Raw genomic sequence first — 21,240 nt, 5'->3', positions numbered from 1 at the left:
CAGGGGGGATTCGTCCCCCTGCTCGACGCTGCGCGCATCCGGTTTTCGGACAGGCGGAGGGGCACGTACTGATGGCATGGCTGGCGGCGGGCGAGGGGTACGAGATCGCCCTGGTGGAAGGGAAGGTGGCGGCGCGGTCCGCCACCGGGCGCGCGGCGGGACGGCAGTTGAAGACGCTGCCCAAGGCCCTGCGCGACCACCCCGAGGTGGACCGGCTGCGCCGGCTCGCCGAATGGCTGGATCGGCACGAGGCGGCCTGCGTCGCCCAGGTGGACACCTGGATGGTGTCCTCGCTGCCCGTGCCGACGGCGCTGCTCGCCCGGGTCTGGCCGGACGAGGCCTGGCAGAGCGCGCTGCGCGACATCGCCGTCGTCGGCGAGGACCCGGACGAGGCGGGCTTCCTGCGGGACGCCACCGCCGACGGTGAGCTGAAGGTCGTCAACCTCGACGGCGAGACCGTACGGCTCTCCCCGCTCACGGTGACCATGCCGCACCCGGTGCTCCTGCCCGACCTCGAAGACGTACGGGACTTCGCGGCCGAACTCGGCATCGTGCAGCGCGTCGAGCAGATCCACCGGCCGACCTGGGAGAAGCCCGACGGCCTGGCGGCCACCGCCACCGAGGTGCGGGACTACGCGGGCGGGGTCTTCGCGAGCCGGTTCGGCCTGGCCGCGCGGGCGACCGGCCTCGGATACCGGGTCTCCGGCGGCTACGCGACCTGCAAGGTCCGCGACACCGGCCGGGGTACGGAGGCGGCCGTCTGGATCGGCGAGCCGTACTACGAGGACGAGACGAGCACCGGCGCCCTGAGCTGGCACGACGAGAACGGCCGGGCGGTACGGCTGACCGAGGTCGGACCGGTCGCCTGGTCCGAGGGAATGCGAATGGCCGCGGCACTGTACGCCGGGCGCAAGATCGAAGAGGGCGGGGACGCGCGATGAGCACCACCACCGACACGACGGGCACGGCGAACACGGCGGAGACCGCCGAACTGCTGCTCAAGGCCGGCGCCGTGCTGCCGAACGGCACCGAGGGCGCGGGCCCCTCGGCGGTCGACCTGACCGCACGCACCTACCGCCACCCCGCCCTGCCCGACGGCCGCGTCGTCGTCCGGCTCGCCGCCGCGGAACTGGGTCCGGCGGAGGACCTCGCCGCCGGCTTCCTCGGGCTCGTGCCCGACGAGGCCGAGGGCGCGCCGCCCGTGGTCGGCCTCGGCCAGCGCCAGGCCCTCGGCTTCCCCGAATGGGTCCTCGTCCACCACCCGCAGGACGGGCACCACGCCCTCGCCGTGGTCCCCGAGCTCGACCGGCTCGCCCGTACGGCCAAGACCAAGCCCAAGGCCGCCCTCGACGCCTGCCACGAACTGGCCGGCCGGCTCGGCGCCGCCGTCCCGCACTTCCTGCCCGTCTTCTACGAGCAGGCCGCCCGCGTCTTCCTCGCCGTCGAGAACACCACGTACGCCGCCCAGCTGTTCGGCCGCGCCCGCACCAGCGAGGCACAGCACGGCCTGGCCGTCGACGAGGACCGCCTCGACGGGGTGTTCCTCGAATTCGCCCTGGTCGGCGCCCTCCCGGTGAAGGTGCTCACCGGCTACGCCAAGGAACTGTCCGCCCGCGTCAGCCCCGCCGAGGCCCACGAGCGCTTCCGCCGCCTGTGCGTGCGCCGCACGGCGGGCGGACTGCCGCCCTCCGCGCAGGCCGCGACCGAACTGCGCCGCCTCGCCCGCGCCGCCGGACTGACCGGCACCGAGGCCGAGCAGGAGTACCTCGCCGAGCTGCTCCCGCTGCCCGCCACCCTGCGCGCCGCGTACGGCTGGTGGAAGGCCCACCGCACCGCGCTCGTCGCGCTGGCCCGCCGGGTGCCGTCCGTACGGGGCACCCTGCTCGGCCTGATGCCGCCCGGCGGCGGGGACGGCGAGCTGCCCGAGCTGTGGCTCGGCCTGCTGGAGGAATCCGGCGCCACCGCCGGTCTGATCAGCGCCGACCTGCCCGCCGAGGAGCGCTGCTCCGACGGCGCCGCCGGCTGGCTGGAGCGCTTCCACGCCGCCCGGCACGCCGGCTGGGGCTCGCGCCCCACGCTGCCCGCACTGCTCGACCTGGTCACCCGCGCCGCCGGACGGCTGCGGGCCGAGCTCGCGGAGCGGGCCGAACCGGCCGGGCCCGGCCGCGAAACGGGCCTGAAGGTGGGCGTCGAGGACGCCGATCTGCTGGACCTGCTGCTCTCCCTGGGCGTCCCGGTCACCGACCCCGAGCCCGACTCCGACTCCCGCCGGCGCCACGACCAGCTGAACCTGGCCGACTGGGCGCGCTCCGACCAGCGGCGGGACCTCCTCGCCATCGCCGCCGACCGGCGCTTCCGGCCCTCCTTCCGGCGCGCCGCGTACGGCCAGGGCGGCGACGCCCACGCGGTGGAGGTCATGCGCCTGCTCGCCGCCTCGCCCGGCGGCCGCCCGATGCTCACCGAGTGGATGCACGAGGTGGCCGCCGCCTCCACGGCCGCGGGCCTGCCCGGCCTGCCCGACGCCATCCGCCGGCTGACCTGGCTGCCCGCGGAAGCTCTCGAACTCGCACGTGAGGAAGTGGCCGCCGCGGCCGCCGCGGACCTCGGCGAAACCCTCGCCCGCACCCTGCGCACCGGACTCTTCGAGGAACTCTCCTGGCCCGCCTGGGAGAGCGCCGTCGCCGAGATGACGCCCGCCGGCCACAACGGGAACGATCTGACCGTCGTCGAGGCCTGGCCCCACCTGATCGTCGCGAGCTCCCAGCAGGTTCGCGTCATCGACGCCGAAACCACCGTGCTCACCCACGACCTGCGGGCGGCGAGCAGCAACGCGCGCCGGTACGGGTTCCACTACGTCGACGGCGAACTGCTCGTCTTCTGGGGCCACTACGGCACCGGGGAGATCAAGGGCTACTGGCACACCGACCCCGGCAACGTCTTCACCGTGGACATGACCGGCGGCTACTGGAACCTGCGCTCCGAGGACATCAGCCTCCCCCTGCCGGGCGGCGGCCGCGCCACCGGCGGCGGGGTCCTGCACGCGGGGGACACCAAACTGCCCGGCGAACGGCGGCTGCTGTCCGACGGGACCTCGTACTGGGTGTGGCAGAACCGCGACCAGGAACACGAGGGCGGCTGGCGCGAGTACGACCCGGCGGGCGGAGCCCTCGGCCGGTTCTCGGTGCCCGGCTTCCTCGCCGACGTCCTGACCGCGCACCCCGGCACCGGCACCACGGTGCCCGCCCAGTCCTGCTGGCTGCGGCCCGCGCCCGCCGTCGAGGGATCGGCCCTCGGCGCGCCCGCGGACGGCCTGCTCGGCTGGCGGATCGTACGCGTCCCCGGGCAGGGCTGGGAGGCCTCCGACACCGGCGGCCGCAGGGTCGTCGTGCCCGAGGGCTCGGAAATGCCCGTCGCCGCGCTCACCTTCCCCGGCGACGAGCGGCCGCGCGCACTCACCCACCGCTGGCGCGAGCTGAGCATCAGCGACCCGGAAGGCGTGGTCACCGCCCAGTCGCGCAGCGACTACCGCACCGCCGCCTTCGCCACCGGCAGCGTCGAACTCCCGCCGCTCCCCTTCTGGTACGCGCTGCGCCCGCGCGACCCGCAGGCCTCGGCCGCCCTGCGCGCCGCCGACGGCTCCTCGATCGGCGTCCTGCTCAAGGCGGCCGCCGCCGCCGAGGCGGCCTCCGACCTGCCCGACCTGGTCCGTGCGGCGCTGCCGCAGGTCACCGCCCCGCAGCTGATCGGCGGCATCGTCGAGGTGCTGCGCTTCGCCCTCACCCAGCAGGAGGCGCTGGACGGGGTCGCCGCCCGGCTCGACCCCGACGCGAGCGCCGGCGACCGGGAGCCGGAAGGCCCCACCGACGAACTGATCGCCGAGGCCCTGCACGGGCTCGTCGGCACCGGGTACTACCGCTGGGGCGCCCAGAGCGACGTCGCCCACCGCTACCTGGACGGGCTGGCCCGGTCGGCCGCCGACACCGAAGCCGCCGCCGTACCCGGCCGGCTCCACTTCGACGTCCCCGGACTGCCCTACTCCGCCCTCCCGTTCACCCAGCTGCTGGACCAGCCCGCGGCGATCGCCTACCGGGCCGTCGCCGTCGGCACCACCGAGGAGCAGCGGAGCGCCCTGTGCACCCTGCTCGAGCGGGTGGACGCGCTCGGGCTGGACTCGGCCGAGGGCTCCGCGGACCGCTGGCGCCGGGTCCTGGTCCACCTCGACCAGCGCCACCTGCGCACCCCCGACGGCATCGAGCGCAGCACCTCGCACCGCGGCCTGCTCCCGCTGGGCGGCGGAGCCGTCCTCGGTCTCACCGAGCACAACGTGTCCGTACCCGACGGGCACGAGTTCGGGGCGCTGCTGTACGACCCGGCCGGCCGTTTCGCCGTGCCCGGCCCCTACACCCTGCGCGGCGGGGCCCCGCTCGGCGACCGGGAGCGCGGCCCCGGCTGGCTGGCGGCCTTCCTGACCGAGGCCGCCGGGCGCGGTCCGGTGCCGTTCTTCCCCGAAGCGGCCGAGGAGTTCGCCCGGCTCACGGGCGTGTCCGGTACCGTCGCCCGGCTGCTGCTGGCCGGCCTGCCCAACATCGACAGCTACGAGCACCATTTCCTGCCGGCCGAACTGCGCACCGCCCTGGGCGTCAAGGCGGCCGACGCGAAGCACGCCCGGTCCGAGCTCAAGAGCCTCCAGATCGAGGTGCGGCGCGAGGTCGTCGCCGCGCTGCTGCCCGCCGACCCGGCGCGGCTGTGGACCGAGGGCCCCGACGTGGCGGCCGCCGCGCAGGTGTGGAACGACCGCGTGGGCCGCCGTACGCCCGTGCCCGAGTGGCTGCTGGCCGAGGCCACCCGCGCCGCGAGGACCGGCTGGTCCACGCACCGGGCGCTGGCCGCGGTCCTCGACCCGGCGCAGTCGCGCACGCTCAGCGTCGACGTCGCCTGGGAGGTCAAGGGGGACCACGTCGAGACCAGTGAGCCGGCCACCGAGCCGTTCACCTCGACCGTCCTGGCCGGCGCCCTGACCCTGACGGCCTGGATGGCCCACCGGCTGCCCGCCGGGGACCCGCTGCGCGCCGCGCTGCCGCCCGCCCTGACCGCCGTACGGCAGCGGCTGGCCGCGCCCGAACTGATGCTCAGCATCGGGCACTACGCCAACCTGCCCGACTTCCGGAAGGCGGCGGGCACGCCGACCGAGACGGGCGAGGGGTACGAGAGGTACGGCGCGGTGGTCATGGCCACCCACGACGACCGGCCCAAGCCCGCGCTGCGGACCGCCCTGCTCGACTCGACCGGCTCCGACCCGTACCTGCCCGCGCTGCGCGGTGAGGACCAGCTGCCCTCGCCGGAGGAGACGGCGCTGCGGGCCGTCCACGACCCGCGGCTCGCCGCGCTGCTGGCGGACCCGGGCGAGCCGGCCGCGGGCGCCGTCGACAAGGACGGCACGTGGTGGCCGCAGGACCCGAGCCGCTCGGTGCCCGAGCTGGTGGCGGAGGTGTCCGAGGCGCACGGGCTCGGCGCGGACGCGGCCGCCGTGTACCTGGCGCTGCTCGCCATGCCCGACCCGACCGACCGCAACGTGGCCCGCTGGACGGGCTGGAAGCCGGCCCGGCTCAAGGCCGCCCGCGCCGAACTGGCCGCCACCGAGCTGGTGGTGACCGCCTCGCGCACCCGGGCCGGGCGCTCGCTGTTCCTGCCGGGCGGCTGGGCGGAGATGTCCTCGCCGGTGCTGCCGGTGGAGCTGTGGAAGCTGCCCATGTACGGGCTGGCCCCGGGCGGGCGGCCGGTGCTGGGGGTGCTGGTGCCGGACGAGCCGGCCGCGGACCTCTACCGGCGGGCCTGGCAGCGGGTCCGCGAGGGCGACGTACCGCGCTTCGAGGCCCTGAAGGTCAAGCGGACGCGGGCACGCCGCCGCTGACACCCGAGCCGGCCGCGGCGCCCCCCGCTTCCGGGGGGCGCCGCGCAGTCCGGTACCCCCTACCTCCGTACCCGCACACCTCGCGAAGGAATCACCACGCCATGACCGTGACCGACACACCCGTCCAGAGCTCCCCGGCCCGGCAGTCGCTGCCCGCCGAGGAGCGGTACGCCGACGAACTCGCCTTCCTCGCCGCCCAGGACACCGGCCCCCGCCCGCCCGGCTGGGCGCTCACCCCGCGCGCCGTCGTCACCTTCGTGTGCGGCAGCGAGGGCGCGGAACTGGCCATCGCGGGCCGCCGCCGCGCCGGGCTCCCGGCCAAGCTCGTGATCGCCCCCAAGTTCGTCGGCGAACGGGCGCTGGTCGAGCGCTGCGTCGTCACCCTCGCCGGCGAGCGCGGCCTGCTCCTCACCGGCGAACCCGGCACCGCGAAGTCGATGCTGTCCGAGCTGCTGGCCGCCGCCGTCTGCGGCACCAGCGCGCTCACCGTGCAGGGCACGGCCGGCACCACGGAGGACGCCTTCCGGTACGGCTGGAACTACGCCCTGCTGCTCGCCCAGGGCCCGACCTCGCAGGCGCTCGTCGACTCCCCGGTCCTCTCCGCCATGCGGACCGGGCGGGTGGTCCGGGTGGAGGAGATCACCCGCTGCCTGCCCGAGGTGCAGGACGCGCTGGTGTCGATCCTGTCCGACCGGCGGGTGAGCGTGCCCGAACTGACCGCCACCGAGGACGCGGTGGTCGCCGGGGCTCCCGGGTTCACGGTCATCGCCACCGCCAACCTGCGGGACCGCGGGGTCTCCGAGATGTCCGCCGCCCTCAAGCGGCGCTTCAACTTCGAGACGGTCGCGCCGATCGCGGACGCGGACGCGGAGGCCACGCTGATCCGCCGCCAGGCGGTGGCGGCGGTGCAGCGGGCGGGCGCGGCGTTCGGAGTGGACGACGCGGTGCTCGACGCGCTGGTCACGGTCTTCCGGGACCTGCGGTCGGGGCGCTCGGCGGAGGGCTGGGACGTGGAGCGGCCCGGTACGGTCATGTCCACGGCCGAGGCGGTCCAGGTGGCGGCCTCGCTGGGCGTGGCCGCGGCGTACCTGCCGGGCGGTGACGTACTGGACCTGCTGCCGGGGCACCTGCTGGGCGTGGTCCGCAAGGACGACCCGGCCGACCACGGCCGCCTGCTGGGGTACTGGGACGGCCCGGTCCGCCGCCGCGCCGAGGACGGCTCGGCGATGTGGCGCCGCCTGTGGGACCTCCGCGGGAACCTGCGATGACGGCTGCCCACGGCCGTACCGCTCCCGCCGATCCCACCGCTTCCGCTGCTTCCGCCGATCCCACCGCTTCCGCTGCTTCCGCCGATCCCACCGCTCCCGCCGGCCCGCCGGCGGCCGTGGCGGCGGGGACCGATCCGCGGACGGCCCTGGACGGGCTCGCCGCGTCGAGGACGCCGTACCTGCTGGGCGTACGGCACCACAGCCCCGCGCTGGCGGCGGTGGTGCCCGCACTGCTGGACGCCGCGCAGGCGCAGGTCGTGTGCATCGAGCTGCCGACCGACTTCCAGCCGTGGCTGGGGCACTTGGCGGACCCCGAGACCCTCGCGCCGGTCGCCCTGGCGGGCACGGGCCGGGAAGGCGCCCTCGCGTTCTACCCGTTCGCGGACTTCTCCCCGGAGCTGGCCGCGATCCGCTGGGCGCGGGAGCGTGGGGTGGACGTCCTTTGCTGCGACCTCCCGCTGAACGATGCCGGCTGGGCCGCCGCCCGGTCCGGGGACACGGCCCCGATGAACGGAAGCGCGTACGCGGACGCCCTGACCGCCTCCGGCACCGGACGCGACGGTGACGACCTGTGGGACCGGGCCGTGGAGGTCCTGGCCCCCGGCTGCACGCCGGAGGCCGTCCGGCGGGCGGCCCTGGGAGTGGGCTGGGCCCTGCGCCAGGACGGACCGGTCCCCGCGACCGACCTGGCCCGCGAGGCCCACATGCGGGAGGTCCTCAAGGCCGCGGGGTCGGACGGCCGCAGGGTCGCCGCCCTCATCGGCGCCTTCCACGCCCCGGCCCTCCTCGGCGAGCCCGCCGACGCTGCCCCGGCCGTGCCGGGCCCCGCCCCCGCGGCCGAAGCGAGCGGGGCGGTGACCTCCCTCGTGCCCTACTCGTTCGATCTGCTGGATTCCCGCTCCGGGTACCCCGCCGGGATCCGGGATCCGCTGTGGCAGCAGGCCGTGTTCCGGGCCGGCGGGGACGCCGGACGCGTGCGCGACGCCGCGTCCGTCGCGCTCACCGGCATCTGCCGCGAGCTGCGCCGCGCCGGCCATACCGCGGGGACCGGCGAGGCCGCCGAGACGCTGCGGCTGGCCTGCGACCTGGCCGTCCTGCGCGGGCTGCCCGCACCCGGCCGGGGCGAGCTCCTCGAAGCCGTCACCACCGTGCTCGGACAGGGCGAACCCCTCGGCCGGGGCCGGGCGCTGGCCCGGGCACTGGAGGCCGTGCTCGTCGGCGCCGGCCGCGGCCGGATCACCCCGCACGCCCCGCGCTCCGGGCTCGGTCCCTCCGTCGAGGCCGAGCTCGCGGAGCTGCGGCTGCCCGGCCCCGAGGACCCCGCCTCCCGGGAGGTCCGCCTCGACCCGCTCCGCTCCGCGCTCGACCGCCGCCGCGAGGTCCTCCTCCAGCGGCTGGCCGTCTGCGGGGCCGCGTACGGGGAGCCCCTCGACGTGGCCGCCACCGGCGACGGAACCGCCCTCGGCACCAAGTGGCGGCTGAACTGGACCCCTTCCGTCCCGGCCCGCCTCGACCTGGCCGCGGTCCGCGGGGTCACCGCCGCGCAGGCCGCCGCCGGGACCCTGCGGGAGGCCGCCCGTCGGGCCGCCGCCGAAGGCGGTCCGACCCCGGCCCAGATCCTCGCCGGCCTGGCCGCGGCCGCGCGGTGCGATCTGCCCGAGCTGGTCGGCGTACGGCTGGAGGAGGCCGCCGAGGTCCTTCCGCAGACCGCCGCCCTGCCCGAACTCCTCGCATCGCTCGACCTGCTGGAGGGCCTCGCGCGCGGGCACTTCCCGGGTACGCCGGACGGGTCCCGCGCCGCCGCGACCGCCCTCACCGGCCGGCTGATCGAGGCCGCCGTACGGTCCCTGCCCGGCCTGGCCGGCAGCGACGACCCGGCCGACGCGCGCGCCCTCGTGGCCCTCGCCGACCGGGCCGCCGCCCTGCACCTGGGCCTGAGGATGGACGCCGCCCTGACGGAACTGACCGTCGCGGCCTCCCCGTTGATGCAGGGCGCCGCATCGGCCGTACGCGTCGTCCTCGATCTCGACCCGGCCGCCGGCATGGGCGACCGGGCCGCCGGGTGGATCGACGGCGCCACGACACCGGACGCCCGGCGCTCCCTCGCCCGCCGTCTCGGCGGGGTCCTGGCCGCCGCCGGACCGCTGCTCCAGTCCTCCGCCGCCGCGCTCACCCCGGTCCTGGACCGGATCGACGGCCTCGCCGACAAGGATTTCCTGGACCGGCTCCCGGCCCTGCGCGGCGGCTTCGACGTGCTGTCCCCGGCCGCCCGCGACCGGTTGCTGGACACCGTCACCGAGCGGCTCGGCGACCGCCTCGACCTGTCCCTCGACGCGCCGCCCGCGCTGCTCGCCCTGTGGGCCGCCGCGGACGCCGCGGGCGCCGCCGCACTCAAGGCCCTTGAGGTGCTTCCGGCCGGCGGGACACCCCCTTCGGCTCCCGAACCGCACCCCGGCGCCGACCCCGGCGCCGAGCCGGCGGCACCCGTACCGCCCCTCCCCGCGCCCCAGCGGCGGGACGAGGACCGGCTGGCCCCCGCCGACCGCTGGCGCCTGCTGCTCGGCCGGCACAGCGACCGGCTCGCCGCCGGCGCGCGGCGCTACGCCCACGCGCTCGACGAGCTGTACGGCCACGGCCGCGGCGAAGGCTCCGCCGACCTTGAGGGCGGCCGCGGCGGCACCGGCGGCGGTCGGGAAGCCTCGTTCCCCACGGCCCGCGAATGGTCCCAGGAGCTCGAATCGCTCTTCGGCGCCGACGTACGCGAGGAGGTGCTCGCCGACGCGGCGGGCGCCGGCCGCACCGACGTGCTGAGCCACCTCGACCCGGCGGCGGTCCGCCCCTCCGTGGAACTCCTCGGCTCCGTGCTGTCGCTGGCCGGCGGTATGCCGGAGGCCCGACTCGCCCGGCTGAGGCCCCTGGTCAAGCGGCTGGTCGACGAGCTCGCCAAGGAGCTCGCCACCCGGCTGCGCCCGGCGCTCTCCGGCCTCGCCACCCCGCGCCCCACACGCCGTCCCGGAGGCAGGCTCGACCTGGCCCGGACCCTGCGCGCGAACCTCGCGCACACCCGCCGCCTCGGGGACGGCCGCGTGGTCGTCGTCCCGGAACGGCCCGTGTTCAGCACCCGGGTCAGCCGTGAGGCGGACTGGCGGCTGATCCTCGTCGTCGACGTCTCCGGATCGATGGAGGCCTCGGTCATCTGGTCGGCCCTGACCGCCGCCGTCCTCGGCGGCGTGCCGACGCTGTCCACCCACTTCCTGGCCTTCTCCACCCAGGTCGTGGACCTCACCGACCGGGTCGAGGACCCGCTGTCGCTGCTGCTGGAGGTCCGTGTGGGCGGCGGTACGCACATCGCGGCGGGTCTCGCGCACGCGCGCTCGCTGATGACCGTGCCGAGCCGCACGCTCGTCGTCGTGGTCAGCGACTTCGAGGAGGGTGCGCCGATCGGCGGACTCCTCGGAGAGGTCCGCGCGCTGGCCGCGTCCGGTGCCCATCTGCTGGGCTGCGCCGCGCTCGACGACACGGGCGCGCCCCGGTACTCGGTCCCGGTCGCCCGGCAGCTCGTGGCGGCCGGCATGCCGGTGGCCGCCCTCAGTCCGCTCGCCCTCGCCCGCTGGGTGGGCGACCGCCTCCGTGGAGAATCCCGATGAGCAGTGAGCCGAGTACCCAGTCGAACCTGCCGCCGGTGGCCCCCGAGGTCCTCGCCGAGGCCGTCGGGCACCTCACCGCCCGGCTGCGCAAGAAGCTGGACGCGTCCATCGAGGGCTGCGCGGCGGGCGCCCGCCCGGGGGAGGACGGGGGCGTGACCGTCCGCTTCGGCGAGGACGCGCTCGTCACGCTGCGGCCGGGGCCGGGCGGTGCCGTGACTTCATCCGAACAGGCCACCTGTACCTGCCTGTTGGCCCCGCGCTGCCTGCACCGGGCGGCGGCCCTGGGCGCGGCCCCGCTGGCCGACCCGGCCGACTCCGCCCTGCCGCACCCCGACGCCGATCCGGCCCCCGACGCCGATCCGGCCCCCGACGCCGGGCAGCGCCCGGAAGCCGGGGGCGGGGATTCCTCGGGGGCAGTGCCCGTGCCCGTGCCAGAGCCCGCCGACGCCGGGGCCGGACCCGTGCCCGAGGTGCTCACCGCTGCCCAGCTCCTCGCCGCCGCCGCGCTCTGGCGGGCCGCCGCCGAGGCGCTGGCCGCCGGGGTCACGGCCGGAGGCGCGGTGGTCCAGGCCGAGTTGCTGCGGGCCGCCCACAGCGCCCGGCTCGCCGGGCTGCCCCGCGCCGAGGCCGTCACCCTGCGCGTCGTACGCGGTCTGCGCGCCGCCCGGGAGCGCAGCGGCGGCCACCGGCTCTCCGACCTCACCGGAGCCTTCCGGGAGCTCCTCCACACCGCCGGACTGCTGGCCGCCGGTACGGCCGGACCTGCGCTGACCGGCATCGGCCGCCGCGCCTACCGGCCCGGCGGCAGCCTGCACGTGTACGGCCTGTGCCGGGAGCCGGTCCTCTCCGCCACCGGGTACGGCGGAGTGGTCACCCATCTGCTCGCCGCGGACGGCGCCGGCCACTCCGTCTCCGACGTCCGTCCCGGCGGCCTGGCCCGCGCCCGCGGCGCCGGATCCGCCTCCGTGGCGCTCGGCGGAGCCGCCCTCGACCACGCGGGCCTCGCGCGCGGGGGACTGCGCATCTCCGGGGCCACGGTCTCCGCCGACGGCCGTCTCGGCTCCGGACGCGGGGTGCAGGCGACCCCGCTGCGCGGAATCCCGTGGACCGAGGAGCCGGCCGCCGCACTCTTCGCCCGCCCGGCGGCCGAGGCCGTGGCCGCCCGGCTGGCGGACCGGGACGCCGATCCGGAGGGAGCCGAACCGGCCCTGCTCGGCTGTGAGGTCATGGTCGTCGGCGCGGCCGGGGAGGACCTCCTGGTCCGCGAGGTACGGGCGGACGCGCCGCTGCTGCGGCTGCGCGCCGCCCACCCCCACCCCGAGCTGCCGCACACGGCCAACCTGCGCCGTATCGCCGCCCACCCGGGGCTGCTGCTCCGCGTCCTGGGCCGCCCGGACCTGGACCGCGCCGCGACGCTGCGCCCGCTGGCGGTCGGCCCGGTACCCGGAGCGGAGTACACCCTGCGCCTGCCCGAGGAATGGCTGGGCCGCGCCGACCTCGGCTACGACGTGCTCCAGGGCGGTCACTTCCCACCCGGTACGGCTGCCGCGCCGTCCGCGGCCGAAGGCCCGGACGTCCTGGCCGACTCACCGCTGTGGCGGGTGCGCCGACTGCTCGAAAGCGGGGTCGCGGGCGGCCGCCGCGCCGTCGCCGAGGCGGCTCGTACCGCCGATCCCCGTACCGCGTACGGCCCGCTGCGCCGGGCGGGTTTCAGCACGGCGGCGGAACTCGCCACGGCCCTCGCCGCCGAGGCGGACCGCCGTCCCCGTGATGTCTTCGGCCGCCTGACCGACCCTTCACCCGACGCCTACGCCCGGGCCTGGCTGGCCGCCTCGACCCACCTCGCCGGAGCGGAACGCTCCCTGGTGGCGGCGTCCTGGGCCTGGTGAGGGGCCCGGGCTTCGGGACGGGCCCGGGCCCGGACCGTCTGACCGGCTCACCCGGGCGCGACCTCCGTGTTCCCGGTCGGCCTCGGTCTGGCGGCGTACTCGTCGGTGAGCATGTCGCAGGTGCACCAGTCGCCGTCGCACGGGGTGCCGGCCTCGGCTCCGTACGGACCGAGGCCGGCCATGAGACCGAGCACCCCGGCACGTTCCGAGGCGGTCAGTACGGGATGTGCGGCGCGGTCCGACAGGCGCCAGGTGTCCGGGACGTCATCGATGTCGCCGACGGCCTGGGCGTCGACGAACAGGGTGTAGAGGGGGTGTTCGGGAAAGTGGTTGAGCCGCAGGACCCACCAGCGTCCGTCGACCCGGGCCGCCCAGCAGAACACGCTCGTACCCGTGTCGTGCCAGGTGGCCTTCGCGGGCAGGGCGGGGAGGGGGAGGGGTACGGGCGTCATGAGCCGGCCTCCTGCGGGAGTGGGCGGCCGCGCAGCCAGGCGGCGAGCGCGGTGAAGTCCGCCGCGGTGAGGCCGAAGCGGGGGTCCACGCGGTGGAGCCGGGCACGGCCAGGGTGGTGTGCGCGGACCCAGGCGCGGTCGGCGGGACCGATCTCGTCGTCCACCCAGGCGAACGCGCGCCCGGCGGCGTACGCGACGAGGGCACGGGTCTTCCAGTGGATCCCCGTCAGGGCGTCCTCCTCGGCCGGGTCGGGCCAGGACACCACCGGCAGCTCCGGCAGCCCGATGCGCGGTGCGACCCAGGTGTTCGCGTCGGTCATCCAGGTCGTGGCCCAGACCGGTTCGCACGGCAGCGCCAGGAGCCGGGGTCCGAGGGCGGGATCGAGCCGCGCGAGGAGCGGGTTCGCGTCGGGGTGGCTCCCGTACGTCGGGTAGCCGTCCGGGAGCTCCGCGGAGGTGGCCCCGAAGGGGAGGAGCGGTCCGTCGATGTCGAGGAAGAGGAAGGGGAGGGGGAGGGGCAGGGGGCGCCGCGCCGGACTGGTCATGGCGGCACCGTAACCCCCGCGTGGAACCGCGGGCCCCGCGATCCCCTCTTCCACGGCAAGAGGGGGATGAACATGATCACGACGAGGACGGGCGTGGCCGCGGTGGCCGGGAGAGCGCTGGGGGCGGGGCTCCTGTGCGCCGTGCTGGCGGCCTGCGGTACGCGGCACGCCGGCGCGGAAGCCGCCGCACCGCCGCCCGTGCCGGGCGCGCCCGCGAAGGAGACCTGCGGGCTCGACCGCGCGACGGGTGGCGCCGGTACGGGGCTTCCCGATCCGCCCACGGAGGAGGAGACGGGCGGCTACGCCGGCCCGCCCACCGACGAGGAGACCGGAAGCAGCCATGCCGGCCCGCCCACCGACGAGGAGACAGGCGGGTACGCGGGGCCGCCCACCGATCAGGAGACCGGGAGCGGGTACGCCGGGCCGCCCACCGATCAGGAGACCGGCGGGGATCCCGGGCCGCCCACCGACGGGGACATCACCAACGGCGCCGGGCCCTGCGGCGGGGCCGGGTGGTTCGACATGACCCGGGACTTCAACGCCTACTACGCCCAGCGGCGCACCCGGGCCGACCAGTTCCTGCCCGAGCAGGCCGTCCAGGAGGCCCGGGTGCGCAAGGGCCGGGACGCAGGGGAGGCGGTCGTCACCTTCTCCACCCGGGCCGTGGGCAAGGGCCTGGCGGAGGACGGCCGCCGGGTCGCGGACGTGTTCGTGTCGTGGCGGCGCCAGGTGTACCAGGACCACGGCACCGTCACCGTCCGCACGGGCGCGGGGGAGGCCATCGCCGGCTCGGCCTGGTGAGGCGCGGGCTCGGCCCTCACGGCCACTGCGCGTCCCAGAACGCGCAGTGGTGCTCCGCAGGCCCGTCCACCGCGTGGATCCCGCCCGGGCCCGGATCCAGCGACAGCACCGATCCGGCCGTGCCGAACCGCGGCCACGCCGGGGGCCTTCCCGTGCGGGCGAACGCCGTCCAGTCGGCGGTCATCCGCTCCGACAGCGCCCGCTGCGGCCCCGTCAGGGCGGCGTCCATCGTGAACAGGTAGGGCAGTTCGAGGCCGTGCGAGGCGCCGTACGGGAAGCCCGGAACCTCGGGAAGGCCCGTGAAGTTCGGCGCGTCCCGGTCGCTGAACCGGTACGCGTACACCGGCGCGTACCGGGCCATCGCCCGCCCGTCCCGCAGCGCCGGGCAGATGAACGAGGCGTCGGAGAGCGCGGCGGCGAAGGCGAGTGCCGGGGTCGGGTGCGCCGCCGCCGGGTACCGCGCCTCGACGGCCGGGACGGCCCCGGCGCCGAACGCCTGCTCCACCCGGGCCCGGTAGGCGGCCGCGTCGGGGATCGGGAACGCCGTCAGGCTCTGTGCCAGGAAGATCCGCATCTCGTCCCGGTTGACCCCCTCGATCACCGGCACCCGGTGGAAGCGGCCGCCCTCCAGCGCCCGCCGGGGCTCCTCGGGCAGTACGCGGTTGCCGTCGCCGTAGGAGACGAGCGAGAACCGCATCATCAGTTCCGGCGTCGCGAGCGCCGCCGCGTCCTTCCCGCGCAGGCAGTCCAGTACCGCGTCCGGCTCCGGCCGGTCGCAGCCCAGGCCGGCCGCCGCCGTGACCCCGTCCGCGACGGTGCGCCGCTCGGGTACGAAGGGCTCGTACCGGCCCAGCGTGGGCAGCACCGAGCGGGGCGGCATCGTGGTCGAGCAGGATCCGCTCTGCAGGACCGCCCGCCGGAACAGGCCGGCCGAGGCGGGCGAGGTCAGGTGCGCGCAGATGCTGAGGCCGCCCGCCGATTCGCCGAACAGGGTCACGTCGGACGGATCGCCGCCGAAGCGGGCGGCGTTGGACCGCACCCAGCGCAGCGCCGCCTGCTGGTCGGCGATCGCGAAGTCGGGGGCCCCGCCGAGCGAAGGATGCCCGAAGAGGCCGAAGACGCCCAGCCGGTAGTTGACGGTGACGACCACGGCGCCGCCCCGTGCGGCCAGCCGGTCCGGGCGGTAGAGGTCACCGGCGCCGTTGACGAAGCCGCCCCCGTGCAGCCAGACCATGACGGGGCGTTTCCGCGTGGCGGGAGCCGGCGGGGGCGTGGTGACGTTCAGGTACAGGCAGTCCTCGGAGCCGCTCGGCCCGCCCGGCCCCACCGCGGGCAGCTGTACGCAGCGCGCGCCCGGCGCCCCGGCGTCGCGTACGCCCGTCCAGCGCGCGGCGGGCTGCGGAAGCCGCCAGCGCAGCGGGCCGGTCGGCGGCGCCGCGTACGGGATCCCCTCGAAGGTGCGGTGATCGCCGTGCGCCGTGCCCCGGACAGGTCCCCGGTCGGTGTCCACGACGGGCCGCGCATCGGGAGCCGCGCCCGCCGCCGAGGCGGGTCCGGCCCCGGCGGCGAGCAGCAGGAGAGCGCACCACAGGGCGCTCCGGCGTCGTACGAAGCGTTCAGGGGACACCGGCGACCGCCTTTCGTCGTCTGTTCCCCCGCCCTCCCCGCCCCCTGCTCCCCGTACCCGCGATGCGCTAGCGGCGCTGCACCAGGCCCCGTACGTACGCGGCCTGGCCGGCGTGCTGGAGGTCGTCGGCGAGGATGCTGACCAGCCGGACCCCCAAGGTGACCGGTGGGTCCCAGCCCGTGTCGACCACGCGGTCCAGATCGGTGGCGGAGAGCCCCCGGACGAACTCGGCGGTCCGCTCGTGGACGGCGTCGAAGTACCCGAGCAGCAGCCCGTCCGAATCGACCAGGACCGTCCCCACCTGTTTGGCCGTGTGCCCGTAGCCGGTGGCCTCGGCCGGCAGCGGCAGGGCGAACCGGGCGAACCACTCCTGCTCCGTCCAGACCTGCTCCAGGCCCGACGCGTCCGCCACGTGGTCGTCCTGGACCCGGGTGAGGTGCCACACCAGCCAGGCGATCGAGTTCGACTTGGGGTCGATCCGCGCGTTCAACTCCTCGGCCGAGAGCCCCTCGACCACCTCGTGCACCACGTCGTGGATGCGCCCGTACGCATCGGACAGCGCCTCCGTGGCCTTCATGTACCGCCTCCTGACGTGGTGTCATGTCACGTGACGTGCGACATCGGCCGGTGCCCGGGGCGACCGGCCGATGGGCGAACCCGCGCGGACTACATGGGATCCATGCCCCGGTCGTCGATCCTGTCTTCCTTCTCGCTCTGCTCCTGGAGCCGCCGGGCCTTCTCCTGGAGCCTGCGGCGCTCTTCCGGGTCGGCGGAGCGTTCGGCCGCCGTGTTCAGCTCCTGCGCCTTCTCGCGCAACTGCCGGACCCGGCCGCGGGATTCGCCTGCGCTCATGATCACTCCTCGGGTGTGGGGGGAAGGAGACCCGATTCAGCGAAACAGCAGCGTCGCGCGGGCGCATCTCGAGCCGCCCGGCGCGGTGACCGGCCGCCGGCGGCGGCTCCCCCGTTTGCCCGCCCCGAATGGCGCAGCGGAGCCGGGTGCCGGTGAATGGTGACCGAGCGTGCGATTCCCATGACGCACGTTGACCGGCGCGCGATGTGTAGACCCGAGCGTCGGCGAACGGAGCTTTCCATGAACGACCCCATCACGCTCGCGGCGACGCAGGACGACGACCCCCGCGAGCTCCACGACCCCGATCCCACCGGAACGACGACCCCGGCGACCCCGACGGGCACCGAGCCCATACGCACCCTGCTGGAGACCGCCGGCACCTGTCGGCCCCTTGAGGAAGTGGCCGAACTGGTCACCCTCCTGGAGGAGACCGGCCAGAGCCCCGGCCACGGACACCAGACGCTGCGGGCGGCCGCCGTCGGGCGCCCGATCCAGGACGTGGCCCTGCTGGTCGGCATCCTCGGGACGGACACGGACACGGACACGGGCACGGGCACGGACGAGGAGCACAAGCCGCCCTCGGACCCCGGCCCGGACCCCCGCAGGCCCGGTCCCGAGTACCCCGGCCGGGTCTTCCGGTCCCCGAGACCCGTCCCGGCCGTCGAGCCCCCGCCCCCGCTCCCGGTCCGAGCGGTCCCGGCGAACCCGGCGGCCCCCGAGACCCCGGCCGTCCCAGCCGTTCCGGCCGTCCCGTCCGTGCACCCGGCAAGGCCGCCGCGGACCGGGCGGCCCACCCGCCCGCACGCGGATCCCGACGGAGCACCGGCCTGGCACGCGCGACGGCCCTCGGCACGGCCCGGGCGGCGGCCCGAGCCGCCGGGCGAGGAGCCGTTCGACGACCCGTACGAGGACGAGCGGTACGAGTCCGCGGAGTACCGCCGCACGTACGGGCGCGGCCCGAACGGCGACCGGGGCGCGGCCCCCGCCCCCTCCGGCCCGCTGCGCCACCTGCTGCGCTGGCCCGTGGCCGCGGCCCTGCTGCTCTGCGGTGCCCTGCACCTGCCGAGCGATGTGACGGCCCTGTCGTCGCAGACCCCGACCGCGATCGCCGCTCTCCTCGCCACCGTGCTGTGCCTCGGGCTCGGCGCGCTGATCGCGGTGCGCGACACCGCCGGGGCGTGGCGGGCCGGTGCCGTGGGCGCCGTCGCCGTCGTCGCCCTGCACGTCGTCGGCGGACTCGCGGCGTTCGACCCGCTGGAGGGTGCGGTGAGCGCATCCCAGGCCTGGGCGGGCGTCACGGCGGTGCTGTGCGCCGCGGCCGCGGCCGTCCTGGCCGGTCTGGCGCTCGTGAACCGGCCGCCGCGGGCCCGGGCGGGCGCCGGCGGCTGACCCCGCGACGGGGGCGGGACCGGTGGCACCCGCCGCCGGCCCCGCCCCCGTCGCATGCCCGGACACCCCCTGGGGGCTACGCCAGCAGGTTGACCGCGTGCGTGAACACCCGGGGCAGCCGGGCAGCGCACGGGACGATCCGCCCCGCCAGCCGGGGCTGGCGGCGCGCCCAGAGCAGGGACGTGGTCAGCGCGCGGTAGCTGCGCGAGAGCTCCCGCCAGGCCCGCTCGTACGCCTGCGGCCGGCCCTCCCGCACACACCGCACCAGTTCACCCGCCGCCGTCACCGCCAGGGTCAGCCCCTCGCCGGTCAGGGCGTCCACGTACCCCGCCGCGTCCCCGACGAACAGCACCCGCCCCGCGACCCGCACCCGTGCCCGCTGGCGCAGCGGCCCGGCGCCGCGGACCGGCGAACCCGCGGCCCCGGCCAGCCGCGCGCCCAGCAGCGGAAACCGGGCCAGCTGTACGTCGAAGGGGGCGCGCTCGGTGGTGAGGACGGCCACGCCCACCCGGCCGGGCCCCAGCGGGGTCACGTACGCCTCGCTCTGCGCCGACCAGTGCACCTCGACCAGGTCGCTCCAGGGCTCCACCGCGTAGTGGCGGCGCAGACCGTAGCGCGGCGGCCGGCCGGGCGCGGGCGGCGAAGCCAGGCCCAGACCGCGCCGGACGGGGGAGTGCAGGCCGTCCGCCGCCACGAGGTGGCGGGCCGTCAGGCCCGCGGCGCCGACCCGGTCCGCGTCCTGGCGGACCTCGCCGACGCGCCGCGCGAGCACCCGTACGCCGAGCTCCTCGGCCCGCCGCGCCAGCGCGGCCTGGAGGACGGGCCGGCGGGCGCCGAGACCCGGCCCGGTGCGGAACCTCCCTTCCGCCTGCAGGCCGCTCACCCCGTCCAGGTAGCGGATCCCGTGGAAGGACCGGCCCGGTACGGACACGCCCAGCTCCCGCAGGCCCCGTACGGCTCCCGGCATCAGGCCCTCGCCACAGGCCTTGTCGATCGGGGTGGGGCGCGGCTCCAGGACCACGACCTCCATCCCGGCCAGCGCCCCGTGGATGGCCGTGGCCAGCCCGGCCGGGCCGCCGCCCGCGACGAGCAGGTCGATCACCTGGCCCGGCCCTCCGCCGGCACGGCGCTGCGGTAGACCGGCGCGGCGTGCGCGAGGGCGTCCTCCTCGCAGCGGACGCGCACGCCGAGCAGCAGCAGGTTCAGCAGGGTGAAGGCGGCGGCCGTCACCCAGGCCGTGTGCACCAGGGGCAGCGCCGCGCCCTCGACGACGACGGCGACGTAGTTCGGGTGGCGCAGCAGCCGGTACGGTCCGGCCGCCACCAGCGGCAGCCCCGGGACGACCAGCACGCGGGTGTTCCAGCGCGGGCCGAGGGTGGCGATGCACCACCACCGCAGGCCCTGGGCGCCGATCACGAGGGCGAGGGCCGGCCAGCCCAGAGCGGGCAGGAACGGGCGGTCGGCGAGGAGCGGCTCCACCACGCAGCCCACGAGCAGCGCGGTGTGCAGGGCGACCATGGCGGGGTAGTGGCCGCGGCCGTATTCGACGGCGCCGCGGGACAGGCTCCAGCGCGTGTTGCGGCGGGCCGTGGCGAGTTCGGCGAGCCGCTCGGCCGCGACGAGGCCGATGAGGAGCAGGTAGGGGTCCATTGAGTACGGCATCCAGTACGGCATCGAGTACGGGTCCATTGGGTACGGGTCCATGGCGGCGAGCGAGGTCACGGACACGGCGTCACCAGCGCAGGAGGACGAGTTCGGAGGCGAAGCCCGGCCCGAAGGCGATCATCAGGCCGACCGAGCCGGGTGCGGGCGGCCCGGCGGCCTGGATCGAGTTCAGGATGTGCAGGACCGAGGCCGAGGAGAGGTTTCCCGCTTCCGCGAGCGAGCGCCGGCTCGCCGCGAAGGCGGAGTCGGGCAGGGACAGTGCGTCCGCCAGCGCGTCGAGCACCTTCGGCCCGCCGGGGTGGACGATCCACGCGTCGACGTCCGGCGGCTTGAGGTCGTGGCGGGCGAGGAAGGACTCGACCTCCTCGGCCACGTGCAGCCGGACCAGGGCGGGCAGTTCCCGGCCCAGCACCATCCGGAAGCCCCAGTGGCCGATGTCCCAGCCGAGCAGCCCCTCGGTGCCGGGGTAGAGGCGGCTGCGCGCGGCCACCACCGACGGTCCGGGCCGCGTGCCGTGCAGCGGATGCCCGCGGCCCACCGCGAGGAGGGCCCCGGCCCCGTCGCCGAAGAGGGCCCCGGCCACCAGGTTCGCCACCGAGGTGTCCGAGGGCTGGAGGGTGAGCGAGCAGAGCTCCGTGGACAGCAGCAGGGCCGCGTGGTCGGGGCGGCCCGTCAGATGGTCGTGGAGGTGGCCCAGTCCGGCGGCGCCCGCCGCGCAGCCCAGGCCGAAGAGCGGCAGTCGCCGCACGTCGGGGCGCAGGCCCGCCCGGGTGGCGATACGGGCCTCCAGCGAGGGCGTCGCGAGCCCGGTCACCGTGGTCGACATGATCAGGTCGACCTCCCGCGCCGTCAGGTGCGCCGCGGCGAGGGCGGCTTCGACGGCGCGGGCGCCGAGTTCCTCGGCGCTCTTCACGAAGAGGGCGTTGGTGGCGCCGAAGTCGTTCGAGGGACCGTAGCGGTCCAGCGGGAGCGCGAGGTGGCGGGAGTCGACGCCCACCGCGGCGTGCAGTCGGTGGAGGAGGGCGGTGTCGGCCCCCGGGGGAAGGAAACGGGCGAGCGCCGTCGCGATCTCGGACTGCCGATAGCGGTGGGGCGGGAACACAGTGCTCACGGCCAGGACACGCGTCATTGCCTCAACATAGGGAACAACTGACACTTCATGAGGAATGCCGCATACCGGGCGCGGCGCGGCTT

Annotated in this window: 15 protein-coding genes; 7 read left to right on the top strand and 8 right to left on the bottom strand. The window is 76.5% G+C overall.

Annotation, left to right across the window (positions count from 1 at the left end):
* Positions 1-71: 71 nt before the first annotated feature.
* From ACFYXV_RS23480 to ACFYXV_RS23460, 5 genes are all read left to right on the top strand, one after another.
* A complete protein-coding gene (locus ACFYXV_RS23480; RefSeq protein ID WP_389383922.1) occupies positions 72-941 on the top strand; it encodes a DUF4132 domain-containing protein in 870 nt (289 codons plus the stop codon).
* Positions 938-5,911 (top strand): DNA-binding protein, encoded by a 4,974-nt coding sequence (locus tag ACFYXV_RS23475; RefSeq protein WP_389383921.1) that lies wholly within the window; start codon positions 938-940, stop codon positions 5,909-5,911. The genes ACFYXV_RS23480 and ACFYXV_RS23475 overlap by 4 nt, the downstream gene beginning before the upstream one ends.
* Positions 5,912-6,012: 101 nt before the next feature.
* Positions 6,013-7,179, top strand: coding sequence for an AAA family ATPase (locus ACFYXV_RS23470; RefSeq protein ID WP_389383920.1), 1,167 nt, complete (start codon positions 6,013-6,015; stop codon positions 7,177-7,179).
* Positions 7,180-7,295: 116 nt separating this feature from the next.
* The gene (locus ACFYXV_RS23465) at positions 7,296-10,826 is read left to right on the top strand and encodes a DUF5682 family protein (protein WP_389384041.1); all 3,531 of its coding nucleotides are present in this window, start codon (positions 7,296-7,298) and stop codon (positions 10,824-10,826) included.
* Positions 10,823-12,715 carry a hypothetical protein gene (locus tag ACFYXV_RS23460; RefSeq protein WP_389383919.1) on the top strand — a complete coding sequence of 631 codons (1,893 nt, stop codon included), beginning with the start codon at positions 10,823-10,825 and terminating at the stop codon, positions 12,713-12,715. The genes ACFYXV_RS23465 and ACFYXV_RS23460 overlap by 4 nt, the downstream gene beginning before the upstream one ends.
* 47 nt (positions 12,716-12,762) lie before the next feature.
* Here the strand turns inward: ACFYXV_RS23460 and ACFYXV_RS23455 are convergent, their stop codons facing one another.
* Together ACFYXV_RS23455 and ACFYXV_RS23450 are read right to left on the bottom strand one after the other, a co-directional pair.
* On the bottom strand, positions 12,763-13,167 hold the full coding sequence (locus ACFYXV_RS23455; protein WP_389383918.1) for a hypothetical protein: 405 nt from the start codon (positions 13,165-13,167) through the stop codon (positions 12,763-12,765).
* Positions 13,164-13,712: a hypothetical protein gene (locus ACFYXV_RS23450; protein WP_385469186.1), complete on the bottom strand. Its 549-nt coding sequence runs from the start codon at positions 13,710-13,712 to the stop codon at positions 13,164-13,166. The genes ACFYXV_RS23455 and ACFYXV_RS23450 overlap by 4 nt, the downstream gene beginning before the upstream one ends.
* A gap of 72 nt (positions 13,713-13,784) precedes the next feature.
* Between ACFYXV_RS23450 and ACFYXV_RS23445 the strand changes: the two genes are divergently transcribed.
* The gene (locus ACFYXV_RS23445) at positions 13,785-14,513 is read left to right on the top strand and encodes a hypothetical protein (RefSeq protein WP_389383917.1); all 729 of its coding nucleotides are present in this window, start codon (positions 13,785-13,787) and stop codon (positions 14,511-14,513) included.
* A gap of 16 nt (positions 14,514-14,529) precedes the next feature.
* Here the strand turns inward: ACFYXV_RS23445 and ACFYXV_RS23440 are convergent, their stop codons facing one another.
* From ACFYXV_RS23440 to ACFYXV_RS23430, 3 genes are all read right to left on the bottom strand, one after another.
* Positions 14,530-16,140: a carboxylesterase/lipase family protein gene (locus ACFYXV_RS23440; protein ID WP_389383916.1), complete on the bottom strand. Its 1,611-nt coding sequence runs from the start codon at positions 16,138-16,140 to the stop codon at positions 14,530-14,532.
* A gap of 67 nt (positions 16,141-16,207) precedes the next feature.
* The gene (locus tag ACFYXV_RS23435; protein WP_385469192.1) at positions 16,208-16,717 is read right to left on the bottom strand and encodes a DUF664 domain-containing protein; all 510 of its coding nucleotides are present in this window, start codon (positions 16,715-16,717) and stop codon (positions 16,208-16,210) included.
* A gap of 89 nt (positions 16,718-16,806) precedes the next feature.
* Positions 16,807-16,992: a DUF6381 family protein gene (locus ACFYXV_RS23430; protein ID WP_385469194.1), complete on the bottom strand. Its 186-nt coding sequence runs from the start codon at positions 16,990-16,992 to the stop codon at positions 16,807-16,809.
* A 240-nt stretch (positions 16,993-17,232) separates the two neighbouring features.
* On the opposite strand from ACFYXV_RS23430, the gene ACFYXV_RS23425 reads away from it, so the two are divergent.
* Entirely contained in the window at positions 17,233-18,381 is a 1,149-nt protein-coding gene (locus ACFYXV_RS23425) for a hypothetical protein (RefSeq protein ID WP_389383915.1), read from the top strand.
* A 76-nt stretch (positions 18,382-18,457) separates the two neighbouring features.
* Here ACFYXV_RS23425 and ACFYXV_RS23420 read toward each other — a convergent pair whose 3' ends face one another.
* The 3 genes from ACFYXV_RS23420 to ACFYXV_RS23410 form a co-directional block, all read right to left on the bottom strand.
* Positions 18,458-19,483, bottom strand: coding sequence for an NAD(P)/FAD-dependent oxidoreductase (locus ACFYXV_RS23420; RefSeq protein WP_383357281.1), 1,026 nt, complete (start codon positions 19,481-19,483; stop codon positions 18,458-18,460).
* Positions 19,480-20,031 (bottom strand): isoprenylcysteine carboxyl methyltransferase family protein, encoded by a 552-nt coding sequence (locus ACFYXV_RS23415; protein WP_366106190.1) that lies wholly within the window; start codon positions 20,029-20,031, stop codon positions 19,480-19,482. The genes ACFYXV_RS23420 and ACFYXV_RS23415 overlap by 4 nt, the downstream gene beginning before the upstream one ends.
* Positions 20,032-20,113: 82 nt before the next feature.
* Positions 20,114-21,175, bottom strand: coding sequence for a type III polyketide synthase (locus ACFYXV_RS23410; protein WP_385469200.1), 1,062 nt, complete (start codon positions 21,173-21,175; stop codon positions 20,114-20,116).
* Between the last annotated feature and the right edge of the window lie 65 nt (positions 21,176-21,240).

The sequence above is a fragment of the Streptomyces sp. NPDC002181 genome (assembly GCF_042890485.1).
Taxonomy (GTDB): domain Bacteria; phylum Actinomycetota; class Actinomycetes; order Streptomycetales; family Streptomycetaceae; genus Streptomyces.
This window is presented reverse-complemented; position numbering and strand designations above follow the sequence as displayed.

Coding starts and splice junctions, on each gene's coding strand:
- ACFYXV_RS23480 (WP_389383922.1), top strand. CDS start 72: ATGGCATGGCTGGCGGCGGGCGAGGGGTACGAGATCGCCCTGGTGGAA.
- ACFYXV_RS23475 (WP_389383921.1), top strand. CDS start 938: ATGAGCACCACCACCGACACGACGGGCACGGCGAACACGGCGGAGACC.
- ACFYXV_RS23470 (WP_389383920.1), top strand. CDS start 6,013: ATGACCGTGACCGACACACCCGTCCAGAGCTCCCCGGCCCGGCAGTCG.
- ACFYXV_RS23460 (WP_389383919.1), top strand. CDS start 10,823: ATGAGCAGTGAGCCGAGTACCCAGTCGAACCTGCCGCCGGTGGCCCCC.
- ACFYXV_RS23455 (WP_389383918.1), bottom strand. CDS start 13,167: ATGACGCCCGTACCCCTCCCCCTCCCCGCCCTGCCCGCGAAGGCCACC.
- ACFYXV_RS23450 (WP_385469186.1), bottom strand. CDS start 13,712: ATGACCAGTCCGGCGCGGCGCCCCCTGCCCCTCCCCCTCCCCTTCCTC.
- ACFYXV_RS23445 (WP_389383917.1), top strand. CDS start 13,785: ATGATCACGACGAGGACGGGCGTGGCCGCGGTGGCCGGGAGAGCGCTG.
- ACFYXV_RS23435 (WP_385469192.1), bottom strand. CDS start 16,717: ATGAAGGCCACGGAGGCGCTGTCCGATGCGTACGGGCGCATCCACGAC.
- ACFYXV_RS23430 (WP_385469194.1), bottom strand. CDS start 16,992: ATGAGCGCAGGCGAATCCCGCGGCCGGGTCCGGCAGTTGCGCGAGAAG.
- ACFYXV_RS23425 (WP_389383915.1), top strand. CDS start 17,233: ATGAACGACCCCATCACGCTCGCGGCGACGCAGGACGACGACCCCCGC.
- ACFYXV_RS23415 (WP_366106190.1), bottom strand. CDS start 20,031: ATGGACCCCTACCTGCTCCTCATCGGCCTCGTCGCGGCCGAGCGGCTC.
- ACFYXV_RS23410 (WP_385469200.1), bottom strand. CDS start 21,175: ATGACGCGTGTCCTGGCCGTGAGCACTGTGTTCCCGCCCCACCGCTAT.